31 protein-coding genes and 2 tRNA genes are annotated in these 26,288 nt (G+C 69.8%); 9 read left to right on the top strand and 24 right to left on the bottom strand.

What is annotated here, in order from left to right:
* Positions 1 to 1,215: a pyridoxal-dependent decarboxylase, exosortase A system-associated gene (locus AC1RTO_RS03750; protein WP_493159567.1), complete on the bottom strand. Its 1,215-nt coding sequence runs from the start codon at positions 1,213 to 1,215 to the stop codon at positions 1 to 3.
* Positions 1,212 to 2,708, bottom strand: a complete 1,497-nt coding sequence (locus tag AC1RTO_RS03745) for an AMP-binding protein (RefSeq protein WP_493159566.1) — start codon at positions 2,706 to 2,708, stop codon at positions 1,212 to 1,214. The genes AC1RTO_RS03750 and AC1RTO_RS03745 overlap by 4 nt, the downstream gene beginning before the upstream one ends.
* Before the next feature lie 84 nt (positions 2,709 to 2,792).
* Between AC1RTO_RS03745 and AC1RTO_RS03740 the strand changes: the two genes are divergently transcribed.
* From AC1RTO_RS03740 to AC1RTO_RS03730, 3 genes are read left to right on the top strand one after another with little or no spacing between them, the layout of a single operon-like run.
* Positions 2,793 to 3,065 carry an acyl carrier protein gene (locus AC1RTO_RS03740; protein WP_493160323.1) on the top strand — a complete coding sequence of 91 codons (273 nt, stop codon included), beginning with the start codon at positions 2,793 to 2,795 and terminating at the stop codon, positions 3,063 to 3,065.
* Positions 3,066 to 3,077: 12 nt separating this feature from the next.
* Complete coding sequence (locus AC1RTO_RS03735) at positions 3,078 to 3,755, top strand: hypothetical protein (RefSeq protein ID WP_493159565.1); 678 nt, start codon at positions 3,078 to 3,080, stop codon at positions 3,753 to 3,755.
* Entirely contained in the window at positions 3,743 to 4,501 is a 759-nt protein-coding gene (locus tag AC1RTO_RS03730; RefSeq protein ID WP_493159564.1) for a hydrolase 1, exosortase A system-associated, read from the top strand. Before AC1RTO_RS03735 ends, AC1RTO_RS03730 begins: the two co-directional genes overlap by 13 nt.
* A gap of 7 nt (positions 4,502 to 4,508) precedes the next feature.
* Here AC1RTO_RS03730 and trxB read toward each other — a convergent pair whose 3' ends face one another.
* A complete protein-coding gene (gene trxB, locus AC1RTO_RS03725; protein ID WP_493159563.1) occupies positions 4,509 to 5,477 on the bottom strand; it encodes a thioredoxin-disulfide reductase in 969 nt (322 codons plus the stop codon).
* 119 nt (positions 5,478 to 5,596) lie between these two features.
* Here trxB and AC1RTO_RS03720 point away from each other — a divergent pair, with 119 nt between their 5' ends.
* Genes AC1RTO_RS03720 through fdhD form a run of 3 tightly spaced genes read left to right on the top strand, consistent with a single transcriptional unit; the run spans position 5,597 to position 9,167 of the window.
* Positions 5,597 to 7,882: an FdhF/YdeP family oxidoreductase gene (locus tag AC1RTO_RS03720; protein WP_493159562.1), complete on the top strand. Its 2,286-nt coding sequence runs from the start codon at positions 5,597 to 5,599 to the stop codon at positions 7,880 to 7,882.
* The gene (mobA, locus tag AC1RTO_RS03715; protein ID WP_493160322.1) at positions 7,879 to 8,382 is read left to right on the top strand and encodes a molybdenum cofactor guanylyltransferase; all 504 of its coding nucleotides are present in this window, start codon (positions 7,879 to 7,881) and stop codon (positions 8,380 to 8,382) included. The genes AC1RTO_RS03720 and mobA overlap by 4 nt, the downstream gene beginning before the upstream one ends.
* Positions 8,379 to 9,167, top strand: coding sequence for a formate dehydrogenase accessory sulfurtransferase FdhD (gene fdhD, locus AC1RTO_RS03710; protein ID WP_493159561.1), 789 nt, complete (start codon positions 8,379 to 8,381; stop codon positions 9,165 to 9,167). The genes mobA and fdhD overlap by 4 nt, the downstream gene beginning before the upstream one ends.
* Here fdhD and AC1RTO_RS03705 read toward each other — a convergent pair.
* The 5 genes from AC1RTO_RS03705 to AC1RTO_RS03685 form a co-directional block, all read right to left on the bottom strand.
* Positions 9,164 to 9,460: a hypothetical protein gene (locus AC1RTO_RS03705; protein WP_493159560.1), complete on the bottom strand. Its 297-nt coding sequence runs from the start codon at positions 9,458 to 9,460 to the stop codon at positions 9,164 to 9,166. The genes fdhD and AC1RTO_RS03705 overlap by 4 nt on opposite strands.
* Positions 9,461 to 9,547: 87 nt before the next feature.
* Positions 9,548 to 9,624: transfer RNA gene (locus AC1RTO_RS03700), tRNA-Met, on the bottom strand.
* Positions 9,625 to 9,668: 44 nt separating this feature from the next.
* Positions 9,669 to 10,211 carry a 2'-5' RNA ligase family protein gene (locus tag AC1RTO_RS03695; protein ID WP_493159559.1) on the bottom strand — a complete coding sequence of 181 codons (543 nt, stop codon included), beginning with the start codon at positions 10,209 to 10,211 and terminating at the stop codon, positions 9,669 to 9,671.
* Positions 10,208 to 12,127: a potassium transporter Kup gene (locus AC1RTO_RS03690; protein WP_493159558.1), complete on the bottom strand. Its 1,920-nt coding sequence runs from the start codon at positions 12,125 to 12,127 to the stop codon at positions 10,208 to 10,210. The genes AC1RTO_RS03695 and AC1RTO_RS03690 overlap by 4 nt, the downstream gene beginning before the upstream one ends.
* Before the next feature lie 144 nt (positions 12,128 to 12,271).
* On the bottom strand, positions 12,272 to 12,715 hold the full coding sequence (locus AC1RTO_RS03685; RefSeq protein ID WP_493159557.1) for an Lrp/AsnC family transcriptional regulator: 444 nt from the start codon (positions 12,713 to 12,715) through the stop codon (positions 12,272 to 12,274).
* A 123-nt stretch (positions 12,716 to 12,838) separates the two neighbouring features.
* On the opposite strand from AC1RTO_RS03685, the gene ald reads away from it, so the two are divergent.
* Both ald and AC1RTO_RS03675 read left to right on the top strand, forming a co-directional pair.
* Entirely contained in the window at positions 12,839 to 13,945 is a 1,107-nt protein-coding gene (ald, locus tag AC1RTO_RS03680) for an alanine dehydrogenase (RefSeq protein ID WP_493159556.1), read from the top strand.
* A 44-nt stretch (positions 13,946 to 13,989) separates the two neighbouring features.
* Complete coding sequence (locus AC1RTO_RS03675) at positions 13,990 to 14,208, top strand: DUF3072 domain-containing protein (RefSeq protein ID WP_493159555.1); 219 nt, start codon at positions 13,990 to 13,992, stop codon at positions 14,206 to 14,208.
* Positions 14,209 to 14,276: 68 nt separating this feature from the next.
* Here the strand turns inward: AC1RTO_RS03675 and AC1RTO_RS03670 are convergent, their stop codons facing one another.
* The 6 genes from AC1RTO_RS03670 to ccmC all read right to left on the bottom strand — a co-directional run bounded on the left by AC1RTO_RS03670 (position 14,277) and on the right by ccmC (position 19,016).
* Complete coding sequence (locus AC1RTO_RS03670) at positions 14,277 to 14,891, bottom strand: tetratricopeptide repeat protein (RefSeq protein WP_493159554.1); 615 nt, start codon at positions 14,889 to 14,891, stop codon at positions 14,277 to 14,279.
* A gap of 11 nt (positions 14,892 to 14,902) precedes the next feature.
* Positions 14,903 to 15,310, bottom strand: a complete 408-nt coding sequence (locus AC1RTO_RS03665) for a cytochrome c-type biogenesis protein (RefSeq protein ID WP_493159553.1) — start codon at positions 15,308 to 15,310, stop codon at positions 14,903 to 14,905.
* Entirely contained in the window at positions 15,307 to 15,834 is a 528-nt protein-coding gene (locus AC1RTO_RS03660) for a redoxin family protein (protein ID WP_493159552.1), read from the bottom strand. The genes AC1RTO_RS03665 and AC1RTO_RS03660 overlap by 4 nt, the downstream gene beginning before the upstream one ends.
* Positions 15,831 to 17,747, bottom strand: a complete 1,917-nt coding sequence (locus AC1RTO_RS03655) for a heme lyase CcmF/NrfE family subunit (RefSeq protein ID WP_493159551.1) — start codon at positions 17,745 to 17,747, stop codon at positions 15,831 to 15,833. The genes AC1RTO_RS03660 and AC1RTO_RS03655 overlap by 4 nt, the downstream gene beginning before the upstream one ends.
* On the bottom strand, positions 17,744 to 18,178 hold the full coding sequence (gene ccmE, locus AC1RTO_RS03650) for a cytochrome c maturation protein CcmE (protein WP_293878078.1): 435 nt from the start codon (positions 18,176 to 18,178) through the stop codon (positions 17,744 to 17,746). The genes AC1RTO_RS03655 and ccmE overlap by 4 nt, the downstream gene beginning before the upstream one ends.
* Before the next feature lie 97 nt (positions 18,179 to 18,275).
* The gene (ccmC, locus tag AC1RTO_RS03645; protein ID WP_493159550.1) at positions 18,276 to 19,016 is read right to left on the bottom strand and encodes a heme ABC transporter permease CcmC; all 741 of its coding nucleotides are present in this window, start codon (positions 19,014 to 19,016) and stop codon (positions 18,276 to 18,278) included.
* Between the two features lie 10 nt (positions 19,017 to 19,026).
* Between ccmC and AC1RTO_RS03640 the strand changes: the two genes are divergently transcribed.
* Positions 19,027 to 19,149, top strand: a complete 123-nt coding sequence (locus tag AC1RTO_RS03640) for a hypothetical protein (protein ID WP_493159549.1) — start codon at positions 19,027 to 19,029, stop codon at positions 19,147 to 19,149.
* A gap of 196 nt (positions 19,150 to 19,345) precedes the next feature.
* Here the strand turns inward: AC1RTO_RS03640 and AC1RTO_RS03635 are convergent, their stop codons facing one another.
* From AC1RTO_RS03635 to gspG, 10 genes are all read right to left on the bottom strand, one after another.
* Positions 19,346 to 20,398 (bottom strand): Glu/Leu/Phe/Val dehydrogenase family protein, encoded by a 1,053-nt coding sequence (locus AC1RTO_RS03635; protein ID WP_493159548.1) that lies wholly within the window; start codon positions 20,396 to 20,398, stop codon positions 19,346 to 19,348.
* Positions 20,399 to 20,519: 121 nt separating this feature from the next.
* Positions 20,520 to 20,596 (bottom strand) — tRNA-His (locus tag AC1RTO_RS03630).
* 331 nt (positions 20,597 to 20,927) lie between these two features.
* Complete coding sequence (gene gspN, locus AC1RTO_RS03625) at positions 20,928 to 21,641, bottom strand: type II secretion system protein N (protein WP_493159547.1); 714 nt, start codon at positions 21,639 to 21,641, stop codon at positions 20,928 to 20,930.
* Entirely contained in the window at positions 21,638 to 22,108 is a 471-nt protein-coding gene (locus AC1RTO_RS03620) for a type II secretion system protein M (RefSeq protein WP_493159546.1), read from the bottom strand. The genes gspN and AC1RTO_RS03620 overlap by 4 nt, the downstream gene beginning before the upstream one ends.
* Positions 22,105 to 23,181 (bottom strand): type II secretion system protein GspL, encoded by a 1,077-nt coding sequence (gene gspL, locus AC1RTO_RS03615; RefSeq protein WP_493159545.1) that lies wholly within the window; start codon positions 23,179 to 23,181, stop codon positions 22,105 to 22,107. Before gspL ends, AC1RTO_RS03620 begins: the two co-directional genes overlap by 4 nt.
* Positions 23,178 to 24,158, bottom strand: coding sequence for a type II secretion system minor pseudopilin GspK (gene gspK, locus AC1RTO_RS03610; RefSeq protein ID WP_493159544.1), 981 nt, complete (start codon positions 24,156 to 24,158; stop codon positions 23,178 to 23,180). Before gspK ends, gspL begins: the two co-directional genes overlap by 4 nt.
* Positions 24,148 to 24,897: a type II secretion system minor pseudopilin GspJ gene (gspJ, locus tag AC1RTO_RS03605; protein ID WP_493159543.1), complete on the bottom strand. Its 750-nt coding sequence runs from the start codon at positions 24,895 to 24,897 to the stop codon at positions 24,148 to 24,150. The genes gspK and gspJ overlap by 11 nt, the downstream gene beginning before the upstream one ends.
* Positions 24,897 to 25,295: a type II secretion system minor pseudopilin GspI gene (gene gspI, locus AC1RTO_RS03600; protein WP_493159542.1), complete on the bottom strand. Its 399-nt coding sequence runs from the start codon at positions 25,293 to 25,295 to the stop codon at positions 24,897 to 24,899. The genes gspJ and gspI overlap by 1 nt, the downstream gene beginning before the upstream one ends.
* Complete coding sequence (locus AC1RTO_RS03595; protein ID WP_493159541.1) at positions 25,295 to 25,777, bottom strand: GspH/FimT family pseudopilin; 483 nt, start codon at positions 25,775 to 25,777, stop codon at positions 25,295 to 25,297. Before AC1RTO_RS03595 ends, gspI begins: the two co-directional genes overlap by 1 nt.
* Before the next feature lie 2 nt (positions 25,778 to 25,779).
* Entirely contained in the window at positions 25,780 to 26,286 is a 507-nt protein-coding gene (gene gspG, locus AC1RTO_RS03590; RefSeq protein WP_493159540.1) for a type II secretion system major pseudopilin GspG, read from the bottom strand.
* Positions 26,287 to 26,288: the final 2 nt, after the last annotated feature.

Below are 26,288 nucleotides of genomic sequence, written 5' to 3'. Positions count from 1 at the left end.
CTAGCCGGCGACGATCTCCAGCGCGGCCGGGTGGCCGAGGAAGCCGGCGGGGCTGGCGGAGGCGCCATAGGCGCCGGCGAGGAACACCGCGATCAGGTCGCCCGGTTCGGCGGCGGGCAGGCCGATGCGGTCGCCGAGCCGGTCGAGCGGCGTACAGAGCGGCCCGACCACGGACACCGTCTCCGCCGCCGCCCCGCCGATGTCGCGGGCGAGCGCCAGCGGATAGTTGCGCCGCACCACCGTGCCGAAATTGCCCGACGCCGCCAATTGGTGGTTGAGCCCGCCGTCGGTGACGAGGAACGTCTCGCCCTGACTCTGCTTGCGATCGACGATCCGCGTCAGATAGACGCCCGCCTCGGCGACCAGCCAGCGGCCGAGTTCGATCGCGAAGCGCGCGTCGCGCAGCACGTCGGCACGCACGTCGAGCGCCACCGCCAGCGCCGCGCCGACCCGCTCGACGTCGAGCGGCACGTCGCCGGCGAAATAGGGCACGCCGAACCCGCCGCCGAGATTGACCAGCGGCGGCGCCTCCCCCGCCTCCTCCGCCAGCCGCGCCGCCAGCGCCAGCGTCGCCGCCTGCGTTTCCGCGATCGCGCCGGCATCAAGCGCCTGGCTGCCGGCATAGATGTGGAAGCCGCGCCAGTCCGCGCCGGCGGCGACGATGCGCCGCACCAGCGCCGCCGCGCGCACCGCGTCGACGCCGAACGGCGACGGTCGGCCGCCCATCTTCATCCCCGATCCGCGCAGTTCGATGTCGGGATTGACCCGCACCGCCAGCCGCGGCGCGACGCCGAGGTCCTCGCCCAGCCGCAGCGCGCGCTCCGCCTCGCCTTCGGATTCGACGTTCAACGTGGCGCCGCTGCGGATCGCGCCGATCAGCTCCGCATCGCGCTTGCCCGGCCCGGCGAAGCTGATCGCGGCGGCCGGTTTCACCGCCAGCGCCGTCTCCAGCTCGCCACCCGAGGCGACGTCGAGCCCGTCGACCATCGGCGCCACCCGCTCCAGCAGCGCGGGCAGCGGATTGGCCTTGATCGCATAATGGAGGTCGACGCCGCCAAAGGCGGCGCGGAACCGGTTGACCCGCGCCGCGACGATCCCCGCGTCGTAGACGAAGACCGGCGTCGTCGTCGCCCAGTCCGCCGCGGTCGTACCGGCGATCGTCAGCATGCCCGATTGGGCGGCGAATTCGGCGGGCAGCGGCCCCATCGGCTTCATGCGCGCACCCCGTCGCGAATCGCGGCGCGGTCGAGCTTGCCGTTGGCGTTGCGCGGCAGCGTGGCGTGCCAGTCGTAGCGCACCGGCTGCATGAAGCTCGGCAGCAGCGTCCGCAGCCGCGCCCGCAGCGCGTCCTCGCCCGCCGGATCGCCCGCCAGCGCGACGACGATCGCCTGCCCCAGCCGCGCATCGGCGACGCCGATCGCCACCGCCTCGCGCGCTTCCCCGCCTGCCAGCACCGCTTCCTCCACCTCGAGCGGGCTGATCCGGTTGCCCGCGCTCTTGATCATCTCATCATCGCGGCCGACGAAGCGGAACAGCCCGTCCGCCCCCTCGATAACGGTATCGCCCGACCACACCGCCATGCCGCCGCTCGCCGACCAGTCGGGGGCGGGGCGGAAGCGCGCGGCCGTCCGCTCCGGGTCACGCCAATAGCCCTGCGCGACCAGCGGACCGGCATGGACCAGCTCCCCCGGCGCGCCGATCGCGCGCGATCCGTCCGCCCCGACGGCCATCACCTCGGCAAAGGGAATCGCGCGGCCCATCGCATCGGGATGCGCATCGATCAGCGCCGGGTCGAGCCATGTCGAGCGGAACGCCTCGGTCAGGCCGTACATCGCCACCACCTCCGCCGCGGGGAAGCGCGCGCGCAGGGCCCGCACCAGCCGTTCGGTCAGCGCGCCGCCGGAATTGGTCAGTCGCCGCAGCCGCGCCGCCGTCTCGGCGGGCCAGTCCGCCTCGAGCAATTGCACCCACAGCGGCGGGACGCCGGCGAGCGTCGTCGCGCCGACCCGCTCGACCGCCTTCACCACGTCGCGCGCGGTCAGATAATCGAGCGGGGCGACCGCCGCCCCGGCATACCAGGTCGAGAAGAGCTGGTTCTGGCCATAATCGAACGACAGGGGCAGCACGCCGAGCACGCGATCCTCCGGCGCGATCCGCAAGTAATGCGCGACCGACACCGCCCCGAGCCACAGGTTGGCGTGGCTGAGCATCACCCCCTTCGGACGGCCCGTCGATCCGGAGGTGTAGAGGATCGCCGCCAGCGCCCGCGGGTCGTGATCCGACGCGCCCGGCCCCGGACCGGCCAGCGGCACCGCGGCGTCTTCGACCACCCGGCATCCCTCCGGCACGTCGCCCGGCGCCAGCGTCGCGGCCCGCGCGGGCTGCGTCACCAGCATGGCCGCGCCGCTGTCGTCGAGGATATGCGCGACCTGCGCGCGGCGCAGCGCAGGGTTGACCGGGACGTGCACCAGCCCGGCCCGCGCCGTCGCCAGCGGCAGGACGCAGGCGAGCGCGGTCTTGGGCAGCCAGGTCGCGACGCGCGCGCCGGGGGTCAGCCCCTGCCCCGCCAGCCACCCCGCCGCGCTCGCCACCGCCGCCTCAAGTTCGCCGAAGCTCCACGTCCGTGCGCGCTCGATCAGCGCCGGGTCGCCGGCGCGTCCGCGCAGCAGGTGATCGATCGGTTCGGGACGGGGGTCGGGCGGCGCCATAGGTCCCTCATAGCGCCACCCCGTTGCCGAATGCAGCCCCAGCCTCTAACGGGTCGCGATCCGCAACCGATCAGGGCCGCCGCTTTGCTTCCCGAAGGCTATCAGAACGTCGAATCGACCGTCCGCGCCGTGCTCGCCGACGTGCTCGGCCTCAGCGCGGAACGCGTCGCGGCCTTCGATCCCGCCACCCCGCTGTTCGGCGCGCTGCCCGAACTCGATTCGATGGCGGTCGCCGGTGTGCTGACCGAGATCGAGGACCGGCTCGGCATCCTGATCGAGGACGACGAGGTCGACGGCGACATGCTCGAAACCTTCGGCGCTCTCACCGAATTTGCCGCAGGCAAGGCGCTCGTCTAGCCTGCCTTCGGCATGGCCCCGCGGATCGATCATTACGACTGGAGCGGCGGCCGCGAGATGCTGCTGCGCTTCGGCCCCGACACCGGCCCCGCCGTCGTCGCCGCGCTGCCACTGTTCGAGGAGGCAAACCGCACCCGCACCTTCGCCGTCGCGCTGCTGCGCGCGCTGGCGGCACGCGGCATCGCCGGCCTGCTGCCCGACGTGCCGGGCCAGAACGAAAGCGTGACGCCGCTCGCCGGGCTGACGCTGCCGCGCATGGCCGGGGCGCTTGCCGCGGTCGCGCCGGACCGCCGCACCTATGCGGTCGGCATCCGCAGCGGCGCGCTGCTCGATCATGCCACGCCGCACCACGGCCGGTGGCATTTCAGTCCCCAGACGGGCGAGGCGCTGCTTCGCGACCTGCACCGGACGTGGCGCGCCGCCGGCAACAGCGGGGATCGCGACGGCATGCTGCGCACCAACGCGGTCGAGGTCGCGGGCAACCGCCTGTCCTCCGGGCTGCTGTCGTCGCTGTCCGCCGCGCAATGCCCGGCCGATCGGGTCGTCCGCCTCGCCGCCGATCCGGCCGGAGCCGACCGCAAGATCGACGCCGCCCCCTTGTGGCATCGCGCCGAGCCCGACACCGATCCCTTGCTGGTGCAACAGCTTGCCGACGATATTTCGGAATGGATCGCATCATGCGAAGCGTGATCGCCTTTGTGTGTGAAGGCGAAACGTTGGTCGGCACGCTCGATGCCGCGCCCGGTTCCACCGCGCTGCTGATCGTGTCCGGCGGCAACGAGATCCGCTGCGGGGCGCATCGCGGCATGGCGCTGCTTGCTGAACGGATCGCCGCGGCGGGGCATCCGGTGTTCCGCTACGACCGGCGCGGAATCGGCGATTCGACGGGCCGGAACCAGGGGTTCCTGACCGCCGGTCCCGACCTGATCGCCGCCGCCGACGTAGTTCGCCGCCACGCGCCGCAGGTCACGACGCTGGTCGGCTTCGGCAATTGCGATGCGGCGAGCACGCTGGCGGTTCACGGCCGCGCCGCCGGCATCGACCGGCTGCTGCTCGCCAACCCGTGGACGGTCGCCGACACCGACGACCTGCCGCCCGCCGCCGCGATCCGGGCCACCTATCGCCAGCGGCTGACCAGTCCCGCGGCATGGCGGCGGCTGCTGACCGGCAGGATTGCCATCGGCAAGGCGATCAGGGGCTTGCGCAAGCTATCTCAGGATTCGCAACAACCGTTCGCCACACAGATCGTCCAGGCGATCGCGACATGGGACGGCGCCGCGCAGGTCATCCTCGCGACCGGCGATGCGACCGCCCAGGCCTATGCCGCCGCCGCGCGGCATTTGCCGGCGACGCGGATCGAAACGGCATCGCACAGCTTCGCCCGCGAAACGGACCAGCAGGCGTTGTACGATGCCATCCTAATAACCCTAACCTGACCGCGAATCACTCCGCCGCTTCGGCCATCTCCTCGAACTCCGCTGTGGCGAGGAAGCGTTCGGCGTCGAGCGCGGCCATGCAGCCGGTGCCGGCGGCGGTCACCGCCTGGCGATAGATCTTGTCGGCGACGTCGCCGCAGGCGAACACGCCCGGCACGCTGGTGCGGGTCGATCCCGTCTCCACCGCGATATAGCCGTCGTCGTCAAGCGCGAGATGGCCGCGGAACAGTTCGGTCGCGGGATGGTGGCCGATGGCGACGAAGCCGCCCTCGACGTCCAGCCGCGACGCCTCGCCGGTCACCGTATCCTCAAGCGCAAGCGCGACCAGCCCGGCATTGCCGCCGCCATCCACGAATTCGCGCACTTCCTTGTTCCACAGCACGGTGATGTTGGGATGCGCGTGCAGCCGCTCTTGCAGGATGCGCTCCGCCCGCAGGGTGTCGCGGCGGTGGATCAGCGTCACGTCGTCGGAATGATTGGTAAGGTACAGCGCCTCCTCGACCGCGGTGTTGCCGCCGCCGATCACCGCGACCTTCTTGCCGCGATAGAAGAAGCCGTCGCACGTCGCGCAGGCGCTGACGCCCTTGCCCTTCATCGCCTCCTCGCTGTCGATGCCGAGCCACTTCGCCTGCGCGCCGGTGGCGATGACCAGCACGTCGCCCTCATAGACGTCGCCGCCGTCGCCGGTCAGGCGGAACGGCCGGCCGGACAGATCGACGTCGACGATCGTGTCCCACATCAGCCGCGTGCCGACATGTTCGGCCTGCTTCTGCATCTGCTCCATCAGCCACGGCCCCTGGATCACGTCCGCGAAGCCGGGATAATTCTCGACGTCCGTCGTCGTCGTCAGCTGGCCGCCCGGCTGGATGCCCTGCACGACGATCGGCGCCATCCCTGCGCGCGCGCCATAGATCGCCGCCGACAGCCCGGCCGGACCCGAACCGAGGATGAGCATGCGCGTGGTGTGAGTCGTCATGGAAACGGGTGCCTGTCGTCAGGAAGGGATTCGGTCCATGATCTAGGAGATCGCGACGCGGATTTGAACCGCTCCGTCCGCGGGGCGTTGCAGGATCGATGACGAAAAGGGTGCGCACCGTGAGCGACGATACGATCGATACCAAACCCTACACCGGCGCGGCGGGGGGCTGGGGATCGATGAAATCCCTCGCGGAAATCTCGCTGCGCGAGAAGGTCGGGCCGGAAACCGCACGCGAGCTTACCCGGCTGAACAAGCCGGGCGGCGTGATGTGCGTGTCCTGCGCCTGGGGAAAGCCCGCGCATCCCCACATCGCCGAATTCTGCGAGAACGGTGCCAAGGCGACTGCGTGGGAGCTGACCAACTACCGCAACACCCCCGCCTTCTTTGCCGAGCACACCGTCACCGAATTGCGCGGCTGGAAGGACTTCGACCTCGAACAGGCCGGGCGACTGACCCATCCGCTGAAATACGATGCCGCCACCGACAAATATGTCGCCGTGGGCTGGGACGAGGCGTTCGCCGACATCGGCACGCACCTCAAGGGTTACGACCCGACCAAGGTGGTCTTCTACGCCTCCGGCCGCGCCAGCCTCGAGACGAGCTATATGTGGGCGCTGATGGCGCGGATGTACGGCAGCCACAATCTGCCCGATTCGTCGAACATGTGCCACGAGACGACCTCGGTCGGGCTGAAGTCGGCGATCGGGTCGCCGGTCGGCACGATCCACCTGTCGGACTACGAGACGTGCGACGCGATCTTCTATTTTGGGCAGAATCCCGGCACCAACAGCCCGCGCTTCCTCCATCCCCTGCGCGACTGCGCCAAGCGCGGGGTCAAGATCGTCGTGTTCAACCCGCTGAAGGAACGCGGCCTAGAACGCTTCACGGATCCGCAGAACCCGATCGAGATGGCGACCGGCAAGTCGACCCCGATCGCCAGCCAATATCATCAGGTGAAAGCGGGCGGCGACATCGCCGCTCTGATGGGCATCTGCAAATATGTCATCGAGGCGGACGACCAGTGCCAGCGGATCGGCGCGCCTGCGATCCTCGATCACGCCTTCATCGCCCGGCACACGACAGGGTTCGAGGCCTTCGCCGACAAGGCCCGCGCGACCGACTGGGCGACGATCGAGCATGAAAGCGGGCTGACGCGACAGGGCCTAGAGGCGGCGGGCGCGGTCTATGCCAAGTCGGAACGGGTGATCTGCGTCTATGGCATGGGGCTGACCCAGCACGTCCACGGCATCGACAATATCCACACGCTGGTGAACCTGATGCTGCTGCGCGGCAACGTCGGCAAACCCGGCGCGGGCTTCGGACCGGTGCGTGGGCACAGCAACGTGCAGGGGCAGCGGACGGTGGGGATCACCGAAAAGCCCGAGCTCGCGCCGCTCGACCGGCTGAAGGCGCTGTACGATTTCGAACCGCCCCGCGAAAAGGGCTGGGATACGGTCGCGGCGTGCGAGCATATCATCGACGGCAGCGCACAGGCGTTCGTCGGTCTCGGCGGCAACCTCGCCCGTGCCGTTCCCGACACGGCGACGATCGAGCCAGCGTGGCAGCGCCTCGGCCTGACCGTCAGCATCGCGACCAAGCTCAACCGCACGCACCTGTTGCCCGGCAAGACCTGTTACCTATTGCCCTGCCTCGGCCGGATCGAAACCGACGAACAGGCGGGCGGCGCGCAGGCGGTGACGATGGAGGACAGCTTCAGCCGCATCTACGGATCGCGCGGCCGGGCAACGCCGGCGGCGGATACCCTGCTGTCCGAACCCGCGATCGTCGCGGGGATCGCCAAGGCGACGCTGGCGCCCAACCCCAAGGTCGACTGGGACGCATGGGTCGGCGATTACGGGCTGGTGCGCGACGCGATCGAGGCGACCTATCCCGACAAGTTCGACCGGTTCAACGAACGGATGTGGACGCCGGGCGGGTTCTGGAAGGGCGTGCCGGCGGCGCATCGCGAATGGGAGACCGAGAGCGGCCGGGCGGAATTCAACGTGCCGACCGCGCTGAACGCGACCGGTTTCGACGAGGCGCCGGGCCGGTTCCGGCTGATGACGCTGCGCTCAAACGACCAGTTCAACACCACCGTCTACGGGTATCACGACCGCTTCCGCGGCATCAAGGGCACCCGCGACGTGGTGTTGATGAACCGCGCCGACATGGCCGAGATGGGCCTCGCCGAGCATGATCATGTCGATATGGTCGGCGATGCCGGTGCCAATGCCGACCGCCGCGTCGCCAAGCTGCTGGTCGTTCCGTACGACATCCCGCGCGGCTGCGTCGGCGGCTATTATCCGGAATGCAACGTGCTGATCCCCGTCACCCACAAGGCCGAACAGAGCCATGTGCCGGCGGCAAAGTCGGTGCCGGTGCGGCTGGAGAAGGCAGGCTGATCCTCGGCGCGATCCTCGCCGGCGGCCGCTCCAGCCGTTTCGGCAGCGACAAGGCGGCGGCGATGCTCGATGGCAAGGCGCTGTTGACGCATGCGCGGGACGTCGTCGGCGCGCGGGTAGATGCGGTGATCGTCGTCGGGCGTGCGGGCGGCGTCGCCGACTTGCCCGACCCCGGCCTCGGGCCATTGGGGGGGATCGCGGGCGCGTTGGATCATGCGGCGCGTCACGGCTTTAACACCGTGCTGACCATCGGCTGCGACATGCCGCGCCTGCCGCCCGACCTGCTCGACGCATTGCTGCGGCGGGCGCCGAGCTATTGCATCGATGCACCGATCCTCGGCCATTGGCCCGCGGCGCTGGCGGACGGGTTGCTCGCGCATATCGCTGCGTCCGATCGCCGGTCGGTGCAGGGCTGGGCGCGGAGCATCGGCGCGCTGCCGCTTGCTTCGCCGGCACCGCTTGCCAACGTCAACACGCCGGAGGATCTGGCGGCGCTATGACGCCATCCCGCCCCGAACCCACCCGCATCCTCTACCCCGACGGCACCACGGCCCCCGGCACCCGCGAGATCGCGGTCGAGGCCCCGGTAGCGATCGAGGTCGACGGGCTCGGTTATGCGGTGATGATGATGACGCCCACCGATCTGGAGGCGTTCGCGACCGGCTTCATGCTGACCGAGCGGCTGGCGGATACGTCGGCGGACGTGATCGCCGTCGACGCCTTCGAAGCGCCGGCGGGCTGGATCGTCCGCATCGCGCTCGCCGACCATTGCCGCGACCGCATCCGCGATCGCATCCGCCACCGCACCAGCGATACCAGCTGCGGCCTGTGCGGCATCGCCAGTCTGGAACAGCTGGTCCGCCCCGTTGCGAGCCGCCCGCCCCGCCCCGCCGTGCGTTCGGGCGCGATCTTCGCCGCGCTCGCCAACCTGCGCGACCACCAGCGACTGAATGCGGCGACGGGCGCGGTCCATGCCGCCGCCGCCGCGTCCGAGGCAGGCGCGATCCTGTCGCTGTTCGAGGATGTCGGCCGCCACAACGCGCTCGACAAGCTGATCGGCCATCGCGCGGGCGTGGAGGCGGCGGCGTTCACGCTGGTGACGTCGCGGATCAGTTTCGAGATGGTCGACAAGGCGCTGGTATCGGCGACGCCGCTGCTGGTCGGCATCTCCGCGCCCACCAGCCTCGCGATCGATCACGCCCGCGCCCATGGCCTGACGCTGGTCGCGCTCGCCCGCGCGGATACGATGCTGGCGCTGAACGACCCCTGGGGCGTGTTCGGCTAGTGCCCCCAGTCCCAGACGTGCGCGGACCATTCGCGGACGCTGGCGGCACAGGCGGAAATCCAGTCCAGCACCATGTGGCGATAGGCACCCTCGAGGAAGACGCTGTCGGCGAGGACCATCGTCATGAGCACGGCGGCCCACAATACGCCGCGGTGCATCGGTTCGGACTTGCGGACCAGCTTCACTTCGGTCGCGCGGCGCTGCGCCAGCCGACGCTCGGGTCCGCCATGGCCCGTGGCGGGCAGGACGCGCCGCTCGATGCGACGGCGCTCGTTGGGAAAATGATACGACATCGTCGCGCCTCGACCGGGACCTGTCCCGATCCTCGCACGGCGAGCGTTACCAAATCGTTCGGATCACGACGGCGGCACTACCAAAAATGGTAGCGGAGGAGGGACTTGAACCCCCGACCCCAGGATTATGATTCCCGTGCTCTAACCAGCTGAGCTACTCCGCCCCGCCGTGTGAGGGCGCGCCTATAAGTGGGGGATGCGGCGTCCGTCAAGCGAACATGTGACGGGAAAGCGCCTCCCACGGCCCGCCGCGATACCACCAGGTCGCCAGGCCGGCGATTTCGACGTCCCAGGGTTTGAAATCGCGGCCCAGCGCGGTCATCAGCAGCTTGGCGATGTTCGGCTGCACCTTGTTCTGGATGGTGACGTGCGGACGCCAGCCGCCGGCGTCCTGGGGGGTCAGCAGGCCGGTGAACGCCTCGGCGAGATCGCGGCGGATCGCGACCAGTTCCGGCGATTCGATCCGATAGGCGACGCCGCGGCCGAGCGACATCAGGCCGCCGACACGCGCCCTGGGCGCACGCACGCCGCGCGTCAGTGCCGACAGGCGATGCTTCAGCTCGTCCGCCGCGGAGGGCGGCAGGTGGTGGAACAGCGTCAAATGCGCGGCGAGCTGGTTGCGTTCGGGCGGAAAATGCGCGGCGCGCTGCGCGTCGAACCAGCCCTGATCGCGCCGCCCGAAGACGGCGGTGACGATGATCGGCGCAGGGATCGGCGCAGGGATCGGCGCGGGCCCCGACGCGTCGCTCAAATCTCGACCTGGCTGCCGAGCTCGACCACGCGGTTGGTGGGCAGGCGGAAGAATTCCATCGCGCTTTCGGCGTTGCGCAGCATCCAGGCGAACAGCTTTTCGCGCCACAGCATCATGCCGGGCCGTTCCGACGGCAGCAGCGTCTGCCGCGACAGGAAGAAGCTGGTGTCCATCATCTTGAAGTCGGCGCCGCATTCGTGGACCCGCTTCAGCGCGGCCGGCACGTCGACCTCCTCCATGAAACCATAGCGCAGGACGAGGCGGTAGAAGCCCTCGCCCATCGCATCGTTCGTCGCCCGCTCCGCCTCGGGCCAATAGGGCTGGGCGACGATCTTCACCGTCAGCAGGATGACGCGCTCGTGCAGCACCTTGTTGTGCTTGAGGTTGTGGAGCAGCGCGTGCGGCACGCCATCGGCGGTCGAGGTCATGAACACCGCCGTGCCCGGCACGCGGCTGGCGGAATTGGCGGCCGAGGTGATGAACACCTTGATCGGCATCGCCGCCTCGCGCAGCCGGTCCATCATCAGCTGCCGCCCCTTCGACCAGGTCGTCAGGAAGGTGAAGATGATGAAGCCGACCATCAGCGGGAACCAGCCGCCGTCGGGCACCTTGGTGAGGTTCGCCGAGAAATAGGCGCCGTCGACGAGGAAGAACAACGCCAGCAGCGGCGCGGCGGCGTAGAGCGGCCAGTTCCACAGCCGGGTCAGCGCGACCCCGAGCAGGCACGAATCGATGAACATCGCGCCGGTCACGGCGATGCCGTACGCCGAAGTGAGGTTGGACGAGGTGCGGAAGAACAGCACCAGCAGGATCACCATCACCATCAGCATCCAGTTGATGAGCGGAATGTAGATCTGCCCGGCGGTGGCGGCGCTGGTATGCTCGATACGGAGCCGGGGCATGAAGCCCAGCTGGATCGCCTGCTGCGTCACCGAGAAGGCGCCGGAAATCACCGCCTGGCTGGCGATGATCGCCGCCATCGTCGCGAGGATCACCAGCGGCAGCTGCAGGCTGTCGGGCGCGAGCATGTAGAACGGGCTCCTCAGCGCCTCCTGCCCCTCGCGGAACAGCAGGGCGCCCTGCCCCAGATAGTTGCACATCAGCGCCGGGAGGACGAACACCAGCCACGACAGGCCGATCGGCTTGCGGCCGAAATGCCCCATGTCGGCATAGAGTGCCTCGGCTCCGGTCACCGCGAGCACGACCGACCCCAGCGCCAGAAAGGCGCGCACCGGATCAAGCAGGAAGAATTCGACCGCATGGTGGGGCGAGAAGGCCCAGAGCACTTCCGGGGTCTGCACCACGCTGATGAGGCCGAGCACGGCGATGACGCTGAAATAGACCAGCATGATCGGCCCGAACACCAGCCCGATCCGCGCGGTGCCGCTCTTCTGCACCCAGAACAGGGCGATCAGGATGGCGATGACGATCGGCAGGACCAGCCCGGCGAAGGCAGGCGCGGCGACGGCGAGGCCCTCGACTGCGCTGAGCACGGTGACCGCGGGCGTAATCATCGAATCGCCGTAGAAGAGCGAGGTCGCGAAGACGCCGAGCAGGATAATCCCGGTCGACCAGCGCTTGCTCTTCGTCCGGCCGGAGACGAGCGCGAGCAGGGCAAGGCTGCCCCCCTCGCCCTTGTTGTCGGCGCGCATGATGATCGCGACATATTTGATCGTCACCACGATCATCATCGACCAGAACATCAGGCTGAGCACGCCCATGATGTGCAGCGGGTCGAGCGCGAGCTGGTGATGCCCGGCAAAGGTTTCGCGGAACGCGTAGAGCGGGCTGGTGCCGATATCGCCGAAGACGATGCCGATGGCGCCGACCGCCAGCTTGACCATGCCGTCGTGGTGGCCGTGATCCCCCTCTTCGCTGCGCGCGGCGGGGAGCGCGGCCGGTACGGGAGCGCTCACGAGCGGTCCGGCCGATCCGACAAGACGCGAAGACCGGCGCTGTTCCCAACCTGTTCCATAACCGCGTGCCTTAGCATGGGCTGAACGACGGGAGCAACGCCGACGCCGCCGATCCGCGTCGATCGCGCGGACGTTCCGTGCCGGTCAGGGACGCCTAAACACCTCGCGAATCACGAAATGCGAGGCGAGCCGGGTGACGCCGGGCAGGCGGGCGAGCGTTTCGCGGTGGATGCGTTCGAAGGTGTCGTCGCGGCGCACCTCGACATGCAGCATATAGTCCGCCTCGCCGCTCATCAGGAAACAGTCGCGGATTTCGGGGATCTCTGCGATCTCGCGTTCGAACGCAGCCATCGTCTCCTCGCGCTGGTCGCGCAGGGTGACGTTGACGAGGACGACGCTGGGATTGCCGCGTGCCGCCTTGGTCAGCACCGCGCGGAAGCCGGCGATATAGCCGCGCTCCTTCAGCGAGCCGACGCGGCGGTGCGCCGCGCTGGGCGACAGGCCGACCGCCTCGCCAAGTTCGGCACTGGTGAGGTCGGAATTGGCGAGCAGCTGGCCAAGAATCCGGTTGTCGAGGGCGTCGAGCATGGATTTCGCGCTACACCCGATTGCTGCGCGAGGATATCCTGTCCGCATGCTGCCCGCTGGATGACATTGCGACCTTCTCCCGCCCGACACGCTGTATGACCCGCAGCGGAAGAGGAGATAAACATGCGCATCGGCGTTCCCAAGGAAATCAAGAACCACGAATATCGCGTCGGCCTGACGCCGCCGTCGGTGGCGGAGCTGGTCGCGGCGGGCCACGAGGTCGTCGTCGAGACGAAGGCCGGCAGCGGCATCGATTTCGAGGATCAGGATTATATCGACGCCGGCGCGACGATCCTGCCCGATCCCGCTGCGGTGTTCGCCGCCGCCGACATGATCGTGAAGGTCAAGGAACCGCAGGCGAGCGAGATCGCGCTGCTCGAACCGCGGCACGTGCTGTTCACCTACCTCCATCTCGCCGCGGACAAGCCGCAGGCGGAGGGGCTGATGAGGTCGGGCGCGACCTGCATCGCCTATGAGACGGTCACCGCGGCGCGCGGCGGCCTGCCGTTGCTCAAGCCGATGAGCGAGGTCGCGGGCCGCATGTCGGTGCAGGTCGGCGCGCATTACCTCGAAAAGGAGCAGGGCGGCCGCGGCGTGCTGCTCGGCGGCGTACCGGGCGTGGCGCCGGCAAAGGTCGCGATCCTCGGCGGCGGCGTGTCGGGCGTCAATGCGGCGCAGATGGCGGTCGGCATGCGCGCCGACGTGACGATTTACGACATCTCGAACGATCGCCTCGCCGAGCTCGACATGTTCTTCAGCAGTCAGATCAAGACGGCATATGCCAGCAAGGCGGCGATCGCGGCGGCAGTGAAGAATGCGCACCTGGTGATCGGCGCCGTGCTGGTGCCGGGTGCCGCGGCGCCCAAGCTGGTGACGCGCGAAATGGTCCGGACGATGAAGCGCGGCGCGGTGCTGGTCGATATCGCGATCGACCAGGGCGGCTGTTTCGAGACGAGCCATGCGACGACGCACGAGGACCCGGTGTTCGAGGTCGACGGCGTGATCCATTATTGCGTCGCCAACATGCCCGGCGCGGTCGCGCGTACCTCCGCATTCGCACTCAACAATGCGACGCTGCCGTTCGTGTTGAAGCTCGCCAATCTGGGGGCAGAAGCGGCGATGAAGGCCGACCCGCACCTCGCCAACGGCCTCAACGTCTACAAGGGCAAGATCGCGTTCAAGGCGGTCGCCGACGACCTGTCGCTGCCGTACGAGGCGTGGAACGGATAAGGAACACGATGGTTGAAGCCTTCGAACCAAGGAAGGCTTCAACCATGTCCGAACCCGAGAACCCCAAGACGCACCCGACCTCGAACGCCGAGAAGGATCCGGACGACTGGACGACCGGCGACGAGGCGATGACCGGCGCGCAGGCGAGCTATCTCAAGACGCTGAGCGAGGAAGCCGGCGAGGCGTTCGAAGACACGCTGACCAAGGCGGATGCGTCGAAGCGGATCGATGCCCTGCAGGACAAGACCGGCCGCGGTCAGTGATCCGGCGCTCCGTCCCCGCCGCCGATGCGGTGGGGACGGGACGGTTTACCGGGTGCCGATCCGTCGCCTTACCCCGCCTGCTCGGCGAGCAAACGGTCGAGCAGTTGCAGGCGCAGCGCGATGTCGCGGCGGTACGACGCCCCTTCGGGCGATAGCGCGAGTGCCTTGGCCCATTGGCCACGTGCGGCACGGTAGTCGTTGGCGCGGATATGGGCCAGACCCAGAAAGAAATGCGGCGCGGGATGCAGCGGCGCGACGCGGATCGCCTGATCGAAGGCGAATTGCGCCGGCGGTGACAGGACGTTGCCGTCATGCGCGGCCAGCGTCGTCCCGAGAGCGGTCCATAGCATGACGCTGCGCGGATAGCGGTTCAGCCCGCCGAGGATCGCGCGAACCGCCGAACGCCGGTCACCTGCGCGCGCCATCGCGTCAGACGCGGTGAGATAGGCGGAATCGGCGGTAAAGCGGCCGAGCATGCGTTCGCGCAGGTCGATCAGCGACGGATCGTCGGCGAGGCGCTGCGCGTCGGCTCGGGCATCGCTCGCCGGCAGCGACGGCGACCCCTGCCACGCATAGCCCGCCGCGCCGAGCATCAGCGCGGAACCGATCATCGACCACAACAGCCGGTTCACGCGCAGCAGCACCAACGCCGCGGCGGCGGCGAGCGCAATCAGGACGAGCATCAACCAGCCCATCAGCGCCGCGTCCGCCGGAAACTCGACCGGGCGATCACCACGCCCAGCACCAGCAGCGCGATCGGTGCCAGCCACAGCGGCCAGGTCGCCGCACCGATTGGCGGATCGTAGGTGACGTAATCGCCATAGCGTTCGACCAGCCATGCGCGGATCGCCTCGGGCGTGTCCCCCGCGGCGATGCGACTGCGGACCAGCGCGCGCATGTCGCCGGCCATGCTGGCGTCGCTGTCGGCGATCGACTGTCCCTGGCAGACGACGCAGCGCAACGTCGCCATCAGGTCGCGCGCCTGTGCTTCCTGCGCCGGGTCGCGCAACTGCGTATAGGCGAGTGCCGCGGGCGGAGTCGACGGATCGGCGGACGCGGGCGTCGCCGCAGCAAGCGCGACCAGGAGCAACAGCCGCTTCATTTCGCGTCCCGGATCGCGGCGGCGATCGTCGCGACGTCGTCGGCGCGGATGTCGCCGACATGCTGGAGGACGATGCGGCCGCGGCCGTCGATCACGAAGCTTTCGGGGACGCCCGACGAACCGAGCGCGAGCTGGACCGCGCTCTGGCGATCGTCGCCGATCCGGTCGTAGGGATCGCCGTTGCGGCGCAGGAAATCGCCCAGCGCAGGCGCGGTGTCGCGGATCGCTAGTCCGTCGACCGGTACGCCCATCGCCCTTAGCCGGACGAGCTGTGGCGATTCGGCGGCACAGGGGATGCACCAGCTGGCGAAGATGTTGAGCAGGCGCGGCTGGCCCTGACGGAAGGCGGCGCTCGACAGGCCGGGCTTGCCGGGCGCGATCGGCGGCAGGGTGAAATCGGGCAGCGGCTTGCCGACCAACGCCGAGCGGACGACGCGATCGGCAGGCTTGAAGAGGCCGCCCGCGACGATCGCGAACAGCAACGCGAACAGCACCAGCGGCGTCCAGATCAGCCAGCGCCTCACGCGTAGGCCTCCCGCGCGGCGGTGCGGCGTTCGCGGCGCCAGCGGCCGACCAGCGACAGCGCCCCACCGAGCGCGATCAGCACGCCGCCGAACCAGATCAGCGTCACGAACGGCTTCCACCACAGCCGCAGCTGCCAGCGCCCCTGCCCGTCCGCCTGCCCGAGCACCGTATAAAGCTGGCCGTCCCATTCGGTCGCGATCGCGCTCTCGCTGGTGGTAGTGACGGGATCGGAGAAATAGCGCGACTGCGGGCGCAGGACCATCGTCTCGCCGTCGCGGGTGGCGCTAAGCCGCGCCTCGAGCGCCGACCAATTCTGTCCGACGACCGGCTTGATGCCGTCCAGCTTCACCACATAGGGGCCGACGCGGACCGGCTGGCCGACAGCGGCAGCAACCAGCGTCTCGCTGGTATAGGCGCTGTCGCAGGCCATGCCGGCAAGGCTGACGGCGATCCCCAGATGGGCGACGACCATGCCCCATGTGAACAGCGGCGTGCGGCGCAGATTGCGCCCGACCAGCGGCAGCACGCTGGCGACCGCGAGGCCGGCGGCAAGCGACAGGCCGAACAGCGGCAGCACGCCCGGCGGCGCGAGGACGACCAGGGCCGCACCGGTGAAGCCGGCCGCGGCGATCGGCCAGATCAGCCGGTCGAGCAACGCGCCGGCATCGTCGCGCCGCCAGCGCAGCAGCGGTCCGACCGCCATCGCCACGACGAGCGCGAGCGCGATCGGGCCGGCCGCCTTGTTGAAGAAGGGCGGGCCGACCGACAGTTGTACGCCGAAGCCGGCGGCGACCAGCGGGTAGAGCGTGCCGATCAGGACGATGCCGAGGATGACCGACAGCAGCAGATTGTTGACGACCAGCCCGCCCTCGCGGCTGACGAGGGCGAAGGTGGTGCCGGCGCGGACGGTGCCGATGCGGGCGGCGAACAGCGCGAGCGCGCCGCCGATATAGATGGCGAGCAGCGCAAGGATGAAGGCGCCGCGTTCGGGATCGACGGCAAAGGCGTGGACGCTGGTGAGGATGCCGGAGCGGACGAGGAAGGTGCCGATCATCGACATCGAGAAGGCGACCACGGCGAGCATCACCGTCCAGGCGCGCAGGCCGTCGCGGGTGGCGAGCACCGTCACCGAATGGAGCAGCGCGGTCGCCGCCAGCCACGGCATCAGCGAGGCGTTCTCGACCGGGTCCCAGAACCACCAGCCGCCCCAGCCGAGCTCGTAATAGGCCCAATAGCTGCCCGCGGTGATGCCGAGCGTCAGGAAAATCCACGCCGCCAGCACCCATGGCCGCATCGCACGGGCGAAGGCGGGGCCGACGTCGCGCGTCACCAGCGCGCCGACCGCGAAGGAGAAGGCGACCGAGATGCCGACATAGCCGATGTAGAGCGTCGGCGGATGGAAGGCCAAACCCGGATCCTGCAACAGCGGATTGAGGCCGAGGCCGTTGGCGGGCGCCGGGCTGACCCGCGCGAAGGGGTTGGAGGCGAAGAGCAGGAAGGCGTAGAAGCCGAGCGCGATCCCCGCCTGCGCACCGAGGGTGGCGATCAACGTCCGTTCGGGCAGCCGCCGTTCGAGGATCGCGACCGCTCCGCCGGCGAGGCCGAGGATCGTCACCCAGAGCAGCATTGACCCTTCGTGATTGCCCCACGCCCCGGCGAACTTGTACAGCCACGGCTTCGCCGCATGGCTGTTCTCGACCACCAGTCGCACCGACATGTCGCTGGCGAGGAAGAGCGCGATCAGCGCCGCCATCGCGACGGCGGCGAGCCCGCCCTGGACGATCGCGATCGGGCGGACGGCGGCGACCGGCTCGGGCTGGCCGCGCCACAGGCCCAGGGCCGCCATCGCCAGTTGCAGCGCGGCGAGCGCGGCGGCGAACCACAGCGCAGCGAGGCCGCCTTCGGCGATCATGGCTCCAGCGTCTTGGTTTCGTGCATCTTGCCGGCCAGTTCGGGCGGCATGTACTTTTCGTCGTGCTTGGCGAGCAGGTTGGTCGCGGTGAAGCTGCCGTCGCGGTTGAACTGCCCCTCCGCGACGACGCCGGAGCGTTCGCGGAACAGGTCGGGGGTGATACCGGCGAAGGTGACCGGGGTGGTCGCGATGCCGTCGCCGACGACGAAATGGACGGTGACGCCATCGGGTGCACGGCGGATCGAGCCGGCCTGCACCATCCCGCCGAGCCGGACCGCGCGGCCCAGCGGCAGGCCCTGCCGCTGCACGTCCGCGGGCGCGTAGAAGAACGATGCCTGATCCTTCAGCGCCGACATGGCGAGCAGCGCCGCGGCGACCACCGCCGCGACGCCGAGCAGCGCCAGCGTCAGCCGTTGATGCTTGGCCTTCATTTCTCGATGCGCTTCATCGCGACATAGCTGACGAGGGTCAGCACCGCGGCCGCGCCGATCGTGACGGCATAGGCGGCGGCGATGAACGGCCAGGCGTTCATGCGCGCGCCATCCGCCGCAGCCGCGCCTCGGCCTTCACCCGCGCCAGCGCGGCGCGCATCCGCATCAGCACGATGGCGGCGAACAGCAGGGTGAAGCCGGCCATGGTGAAGCCCAGCGGCCACAGGATGCTGCCGGCGATGCTCGACCGCGTCAGGCCGATCGACGGCCCCTGGTGCAGTGTGTTCCACCAGATCACCGAATAGCGGATGATCGGCAGCAGCACGGTGCCGGCGATGCCGTAGAGCGCCGGGATGCGGCCATCGCCGCCGCGATCGGCATCGGCGCGGGCGAGCGCCATATAGCCGCAATAGACGAAGAAGAGCAGCAGCATCGAGGTCAGCCGCCCGTCCCATTGCCACCACGTGCCCCACGTCGGCCGGCCCCAGATCGACCCCGTCACGAGGCAGACTGCGGCGAAGGTCGCACCGGGCAGCGCGATCGCGCGCGCGGCGAGATGGCTGAGCGGATGGCGCCAGACGAGGAAGGCGATGCTGCTGATCGCGAGGCCGCTCCATCCGCCCATGCCGAGCCAGGCGGCGGGGACGTGGATGTAGAGGATGCGGACGCTCTCGCCCTGCAGATAGTCGGGCGGCGTCTGCGTCAGTCCCGCCCAGCAGCCGATCGCGAGCAGCAGCCAGCCGCCGATCAGCAGCGCCGGCGTCAACGGACGGGCGAGCTTCAGGAATCGCGCAGGGTTGGCAAGGGCATGAAGGGTCGACACGGCTGCATCCGCCATACGAAGCTTTATGGGCGGCGTCACCTGCGTTGGTGGTCGCGGCGGGACGATGACCGCCGACATGGGCAACATGAACACCTTGGCGAAAACGATCGGGACCTATCGTTTCGATTCTGGCGACGATTCGCGCTGAGAAGGAGCGGCGGTCGTGGCGCTCCGCGCGATAGTGTGGCGGGGTCGAATAGGACAGCGGTGGCGACTTTCGGCCGCTATACCAAGGCATTACGTGGCGGACTGCCCAACGCATGTGCGCCGTGGCGCATGTTCGCAGCGTAACAGGCCGTCGATCCTCCCCCGCTGCGGTGCGAGGGAGGATTTCGGCGGCCAATTCAGCCGCGGCCGATCAGCCGTTGCGCGATCGTGTCGGCGACCTCCGCCGCGGGGCGGCCGGTGCGTTCGCTTTCGTCCCAGACCTCGTCGAGCCGCGCCGGGATGCGGGCGATGCGCGCCATCACCTCGGCCTCGTCGCCCTGCCCGAGATATTCGAGGCCGACGTTGATGATGCCGCCGGCATTGATGACGTAATCGGGTGCGTAGAGGATGCCGCGGTCGTGGAGGCGGTCGTAATCCTCGCGCGTCGCGAGCTGGTTGTTCGCGCCGCCGGCAACGACCTTCGCCACCAGCGTCGGGATCGTCGCCTCGGTGAGGATCGCGCCGAGCGCATTGGGGCTGAAGATGTCCGCCTCGACGCCGAGGATCGCACCGGCGGCGACCGTTTCCGCCCCCAGCTCCGCGGCGAGCGCCTTCGCCCGCTCCGCATCGACGTCGGCGAGGGTCAGGCGCGCGCCGTCCTTCGCCAACAGCCGGGCGAGGCCGCCGCCGACCGAGCCGACGCCCTGGATCGCGACATGGACGCCCCGCATGTCGTCGGTGCCGAGGCCGCGCTTCGCCGCCGCGCGGACGCCGAGGTAGACGCCGTGCGCCGTGTAAGGGCCGGGATCGCCGCCCGCCGCGCCGCTTTCGACGGGCAGGCCGCTGACGTATTTCGTCTCGCCGGCGATCACCTTCATGCGCGCTTCGGACATGCCGACGTCTTCCGCGGTGACATAGCGGCCACCGAGCGATTCGACCGCGCGGCCGAAGGCCTTGAGCCGTTCGTCGCCGATCACCGCACCGGGCTGGTCGGCGAGGATCACGCCCTTGCCGCCACCCAGCGCGAGGCCGGCCATCGCATTCTTGAAGCTCATGCCGCGCGACAGGCGCAGCGCGTCGGTCACCGCCTGATCGCCCGAGGCGTAATGCCAGAAGCGGGCACCGCCCGCAGCCGGGCCGAGATGGGTGGAATGGACCGCGATGATCGCGCGCAGGCCCGATTCGCGATCTGTGAAGGTATGGACGCCTTCATGGCTGTCGAAATCGGGAAGATCCCACACCGAGGTCATGGCCTGCTCCGCTTGGCTGAATATTGCGAGCGGCGGTAATATTATTTCAGAGCCGCTTTGGCTAGTCCCGATCGGCACCGGCGCCGCATCGGGCGGCAAGATCCGGAATCGGGTGAAAAAATGGGGCGACCGACGGGACTTGAACCCGCAACTTCCGGCATCACAAGCCGACGCTCTAACCAATTGAACTACGGTCGCCGCGAAGGCTGCGCCCCTAGCGGGGGTGGAGGCGGCGCGTCAAGACGGAAGGCGGAGTTGCGGTGGAGAAAAACGAAGGGCAAGCCACACAGGAGGCAATGGCCTCACCCTTCCGCGCTGTTTGCCCGGCGCGCCCGACGGGAGACGGATAGATGCGCAGGACGAGGTCGCGTGCGGTCACCGCGCCCTGGGGCCGATCGACATTCAGATGATGACGTGCCGAAAACGGTGGTTTGGCGTGACCCGGAGCGCAGCGTACTATCAGTACGTGAGCACCGGAAGCACGCCAAACCGCCGTTTACAGGCCGTCAGGGCTAAATAGCGATTGGCCCTAGAACCGGCCCTCGATCGACAGGCGGTAGCCGCCCTGCCCGGCGACGAACCCCGCGGCGGCGAGGCGTTGGGCGGCGGTCGGGTCGGTGGGCGCGATGCGGAGTGCGGCGGTGTAGCGACCGGCGCCGGTGATGCGCAGCTCGATGCTCTCCGTCCCCGCCTGGCTGGCGAGCGGCAGCAGCAGGGTGCCGCCGTCGCAGCGTGCGATGCCCGACAATTCCGACGGCAGCGCGACCCCCGCCGCTTCGCCGACCAGTTTCGCGCGGACGCGGCCCTCCGCCCTGTCGCAGGTGTCGTCGGCGAAATGGACGGTGACGTTCTCGAGGCCCAGTTCGGTCACCGGCAGCGGCGCGAAGGCGCGGCCGGTGGGCAGCGTCGCCGTCATGTCGTCCACCCCCTGCCCGTGCCGGCTGAGGGTGATCGCGCCGTGCAGCAGGCCGGGATCGCCATCGAGCGCGATGCGTGCGCGGCCGATCAGCAAGGCGAAGGGCGACACGCTGGCGTCGAGCGAGCCCAGGGCGAGGTCGCCGAAGCGCGCCTCGTTGAGCCGCCCGTCCCAGATGCTGCCCGACACGGTGCGCGCGCTGAACCCCTGATCGCCGAGCCCGGCCCAGCCGAGCACCAGCCGCATCGGCAGGAAGACGAGCAATGCGACCAGCATCAGCCCGCCGAACAGCGCGGCGGGACCGGTGGCGAGGCGGATGCGCCTCACGACGCGCGCGCCCGGACGACGAAATCGGCGGCGACGCTGCCGTCGGCATTGTCGCGCCATGCCGCCGACTCGACGAGGATGCCGTTCGCCTCCAGCCCGGCGAACCAACGGCCGAGCACCGCGGGCCGAGCCGCCTGGATCGTCGCATGGACGCGGCCGCCGGCGCTGTCCTCGACGCTCGCCAGCGCGAAGCCCGCCGCCTCCGCGCGCAGGCGAAGCGTGTCGGCGAGGCTCCCGGTCAGCGGCACGCGGCGGCCGGCGGCGCGGATCAGGTCGACCTCCGCCTGCGTCGCGCCGAGCCGCACCACCGCGCCGGCATGGCGTTCGCGCGCGCCCGACAGGCCGTCGCGGACTGGCAGGATGATCCCGCCCCAGACGATCGTCACCGCCAGCAGCGCCAGCATGACGAGGATCAGCCGGCGTTCGCGCAGCGCGCGGCCGGCGAACCATGTGCGCAATCCGGTCATGGCCGCTCCACCGTCATCTCACCCGTGACCCTGCCGTTGGCGGACTGGAAGGTGCCGGCGGTGACGGTGAACCCCGCCGCCTCCAGCGTCCGCTTGAGATCGGTCGGCAGCGATTCGCGCGCCGCGCCGACACCGATGCGCAACGTGCCGTTTGACTGGAAATCGAGCGATGTCAGTTCCGTCCCGGGCGTCGCTCGCACCGCGGCATAGACCGCGGCGGTGGTGGTGCTGAACCCCAGACCTGGACCGCGCACCCCGGACAGCCGCTCGTCGAGCTGGCGGTCGACATCGGTCACCGTCTCGCCGCGGGCGAGGCCGGTGCGGCCCAGCGCCTCGGCGCGCGCCTCCAGCGCATCGGCGCCGAAGCTGTATTTGGCGATGCGGACGAGGTCGATCGCCAGCGTCACCGCAAGGATCGCAGCGCCGAGCAGGACGAGCCGGCGGATCAGCGCCCAGTCGATGCCGATGCGGCGGCGGCGTGCGAACGGTCCCTGCCGCAGGTCGAGCGGCGGCGTCGCCGCGGCGGTGGCGACCGCGATGTCGAGGCTCGCGCGGTCGAGCGTGGCCATCGGCGCGTCGCCGACGATCATGTCGGTCAGCCGTGCCTCGTCGGCGAAACCGGTGGTGCGGCTGCGCACCAGCGCCGCGCCGGCGACGATACCACGGACATAGCCCTCGTCCGGGCGGGGCAGCAGCAATGCGGCGGGCAGGATCGCCGCCGGATCGATACCGTGCAGCGCGAGGTCGGTGAGCCAGCCCGCCATCGTGCCCATGCCGACGACCGCGATCGGGCGTTCGCCCTCACCATCGTCACCGACCGCGACATGGAGTTCGGCGACCGGCGTTGCGCTTGCCTCTGCGACCAGCAGGCGGGCGGCGGCGTTCGCCTGCGCGGGCGAGCGCGCGGGCAGGTCCGCCCAGTGCAGGGTCACCGCCTCGGCAGGCGCGACGGCGACGACCGGCTCGTCGGCGAGCGCGGGAACGCCCTCGCCTTCGGTGATCGCACCGTCGTCGGCGATACGCAGCCAGCGATAGCCCTGGGTGGCGGCGGGAAGGAACAGCAGCGTCGTCATGATTCGTCGCCCCATTGCCGTGCCACGAGCCGCGCGGGAAGCATGCTTGCGTCGATCAAGGCTCTTTCCTGCAGACGCGCGGTGCCGTTGGTGACGTCGATCCCGAGCGCGAACCATTTGGAGGTGACGGCGAGGCCCGCGCCGCCCTCCGGCGTGGCGCCGTTGCCGGCAGAGTTGAGGAAGGTGGAGGCGTCCTTGTAGCCCTGCGGCGGACGGCGCAGGATCATGCCGCGGGCCGCATCGACCGAGAGGGTATCGGCGAACAGCATCGCGACGAGCGGCGCCTGTTCGGGGGTCAGCGTGTTGATGTTGATCGGCGAGGTTTCCGCGACCGGCAGGGTACAGACCCAGGGGCGCAGCGTCGCGTAGATCTCCGGCGTGACGCCGTCGACCGCGCGCAATTCGCTGGGATCAGCCATCAGCGTGCCGGCGGTGCGATAGGGTGTCGCCTTGGCCAGATAGGCCGGATCCTCCGCGCCGCCGCCCTGCTGGTCGGCATCGGTGTCGATCCAGTCGGCGGTGGCAGGCGCGATCCGCTCGGCCGCCTGTGCCGGCACGCCCACCAGCCGCATCAGCCGGACGAACTGGAGGCGCTGGGTGAAGCTCTGCGTCGACGTGTAGACATTGGGGCCCTGGCGGCTGACGAGGCTGTTGAGGTTGAAGCAATTGCCCCCGTCGGTGACGCGCGCGACGGCGAGGCCGCCGCCGGGGAGTGGCAGGCCGAACGGGCGGTTGCTCCAGCCGCCCGCCAGCGTGACGCGATCGCGGCTGGGTCCGAGCATGTCGGTGACCTTGCTGGTGGCGAGCGCCTCGGCGGCGCGGGCATAGTCGCGCGCCTGCTCGCCGCCGAGCGCATTGCCGGCGAGGCGGGTGGTCAGGCGCAGCCGTTCGAGCGCGGTGCCGGCGAGCACGGCGATCATCGCGACCAGCAGCAGGACGGTGAGCAGCGCAGCGCCGCGTTCGCGCTCAGGAACCATTGGGGGTGGCCGTGGCGGTGGGTTGCGGGCCGGGGAGCCCGTTGGGCTGGGCCGCGGGGCCGTAGCCGGAGCCGACCAGCAGCATCAGGCGAAAGGCGCTGCCGTCGGTGCGGCGCAGCACGATCTCGGCGGCCTGCGGCAGGCTCGCGCCCTGGGTGCCGTCCCAGCGGTCGCTCCACGCGCCCTTGTAGCGGTAGCGGGCGGAGACGCCGGCGACCTTCCCCAGCAGCGTCACGGGGGGAAGCGGCGCGGCGCCGTCGATCATCGGATAGGCGATGCGGACGAGCGCGGCGTCCTGAACGGCATAGGCGACCTTCTGCGCGCTGGCGCGGGGCGCGGCGTCGACATTGGCCCAGCCGGTGCGGACAAAGCGGATCTGCCCGTCGGGTTCGCCGGTGAAGGCGGGAAGGACGGTGCCGCCCTCGTCGCGCGCGGGGCGGTCGATCGCCTGGCCGAGGTCGCCCGAGAGCAGCGCAGTGGTGCGGTTGAGCGCGGCGATATCGTCGAAGCGCTTGCCGGTCGCGGTCTGCGCGCGGACGCTGAAGGTAAGGATCGCCACTCCCGCCGCGGCGAGCATGCCGAAGATCATGAGGGCGATCATGACCTCGACCAGCGTGAAGCCGTGTTCGGCGGAACGCCTGACAGAAGCGAAGCCGTGTTCGGCGGAACGCCTGGCGGAGGCAAAGCCGTGTTCGGCGGAACGCTTGCCGGGGATGACATCGTGTCCGTTGCGCCGCATCACGACGGCGTGTCCGCGGGGCGGATCGCGGTGGTCTTGCCGACGACCTGACCGCTGCGGTTGGTCACCGCCACGTCGATGCGGACGATGCTGGCGTTGCCGGTGCCGCGGACGTTGCGCACCCAGTTCCAGCTCTTGCCGCCGTTGACCTCGCTGCCGGCGGTGCGGCCGGCGACGGGCGGCTGCGCCTCGGTGATCGCGTCGTTGGCGACGTTGCGCGCGACGAGCCCGGCGACGAGGCTGTCGTCCAGCGTCGTCGCGCCGCGGATCGTCGCGGTCTCGAGCCGGAGCAACGCGAGCACCGCAAGACTGAACACCGCGAGCGCAACCATGATCTCGATCAGCGTGAAGCCGTGTTCGGCGGAACGCCCCCAGATGCCTGAGCCGTTGCGGCGCATCAGCTCGCGATCCGGACGGTGCCGTCGGCGGCCATGTCGATCACCGCGCGCGCGCCGTTGCGGGTCAGCGTCACCTGCGCATCGCGGTCGGCGAGGCCGGTGGGGTCGAAGACGATGCGCAGCCGGCCGCTCGCCTCGCCGGTCGCAGCCTGCGTGCCATCGGACCAGCGTTCGACGCGCAACGGCTTCTCCGCCATCGCGGTCCATTGCCCCGCCGCGCGCCGGTCGAAGCCATAGCCGCCGGCCGTCACCCACAGGCTGACCGGGCGCGCCTCGACGATCGCGGCATCGTGCGCGGCGCGGGCGCGCAGCGCGAAGCGTGCGGCCTCGTCCGCGACCCGGCCGCGCGGATCGGGCATGTTCCACACCGCCACGGCCGCGGCGAGGCCGATGATGGTGACGACCACCATCAGCTCTACCAGCGTAAAGCCGTGTTCGGCAGAACGCCGAACGGGCGTGGAACCGTTGCGGCGCGGGCGCATGCCTATTGCCAGCTGGTGATGTCGGCGTTGACGCCCTCGCCGCCGTCCTTGCCGTCGGCGCCGAGGCTCCAGACGTCGGCCTCGCCGTGCTGGCCGGGCGAGGCGTAGAGGTACGGGCGGCCCCAGGGATCGGGCGGCAGCTTCTTGATATAGCCGCCGCGCTGGTATTCCGCGGCGTTGACGCCGGCGGGCGCGGTCACCAGTGCCTGCAGGCCCTGGCTCGTCGTCGGGTAGCTGTTCATCTGGAGCCGGTACATCTCCAGCGCGCCCTCGATCGTGCTGATGTCCGATTTCGCCTTGGTGATCTTGCCCTTGTCGCCGGCGGGCAGGACGTTGAAGGTGACGATCGCGGCGAGCAGGCCGATGATGACGATGACGACCATCAGTTCGACAAGCGTGAAGCCGTGTTCGGCGGAGCGCCTCACGGGCGTAAAGCCGTGCTCGGCGGAACGCCTCACGGGCGTGAAACCCTCTTCGTTGCGATGGCGCTTCTTGGCTTCGGTACGCATGA

It is taken from the genome of Sphingomonas sp. GW821-FHT10F09, from assembly GCF_058809195.1.
Note: the sequence above shows the minus strand (reverse complement) of the source record. Positions and strands in the feature narration are given on the sequence as shown.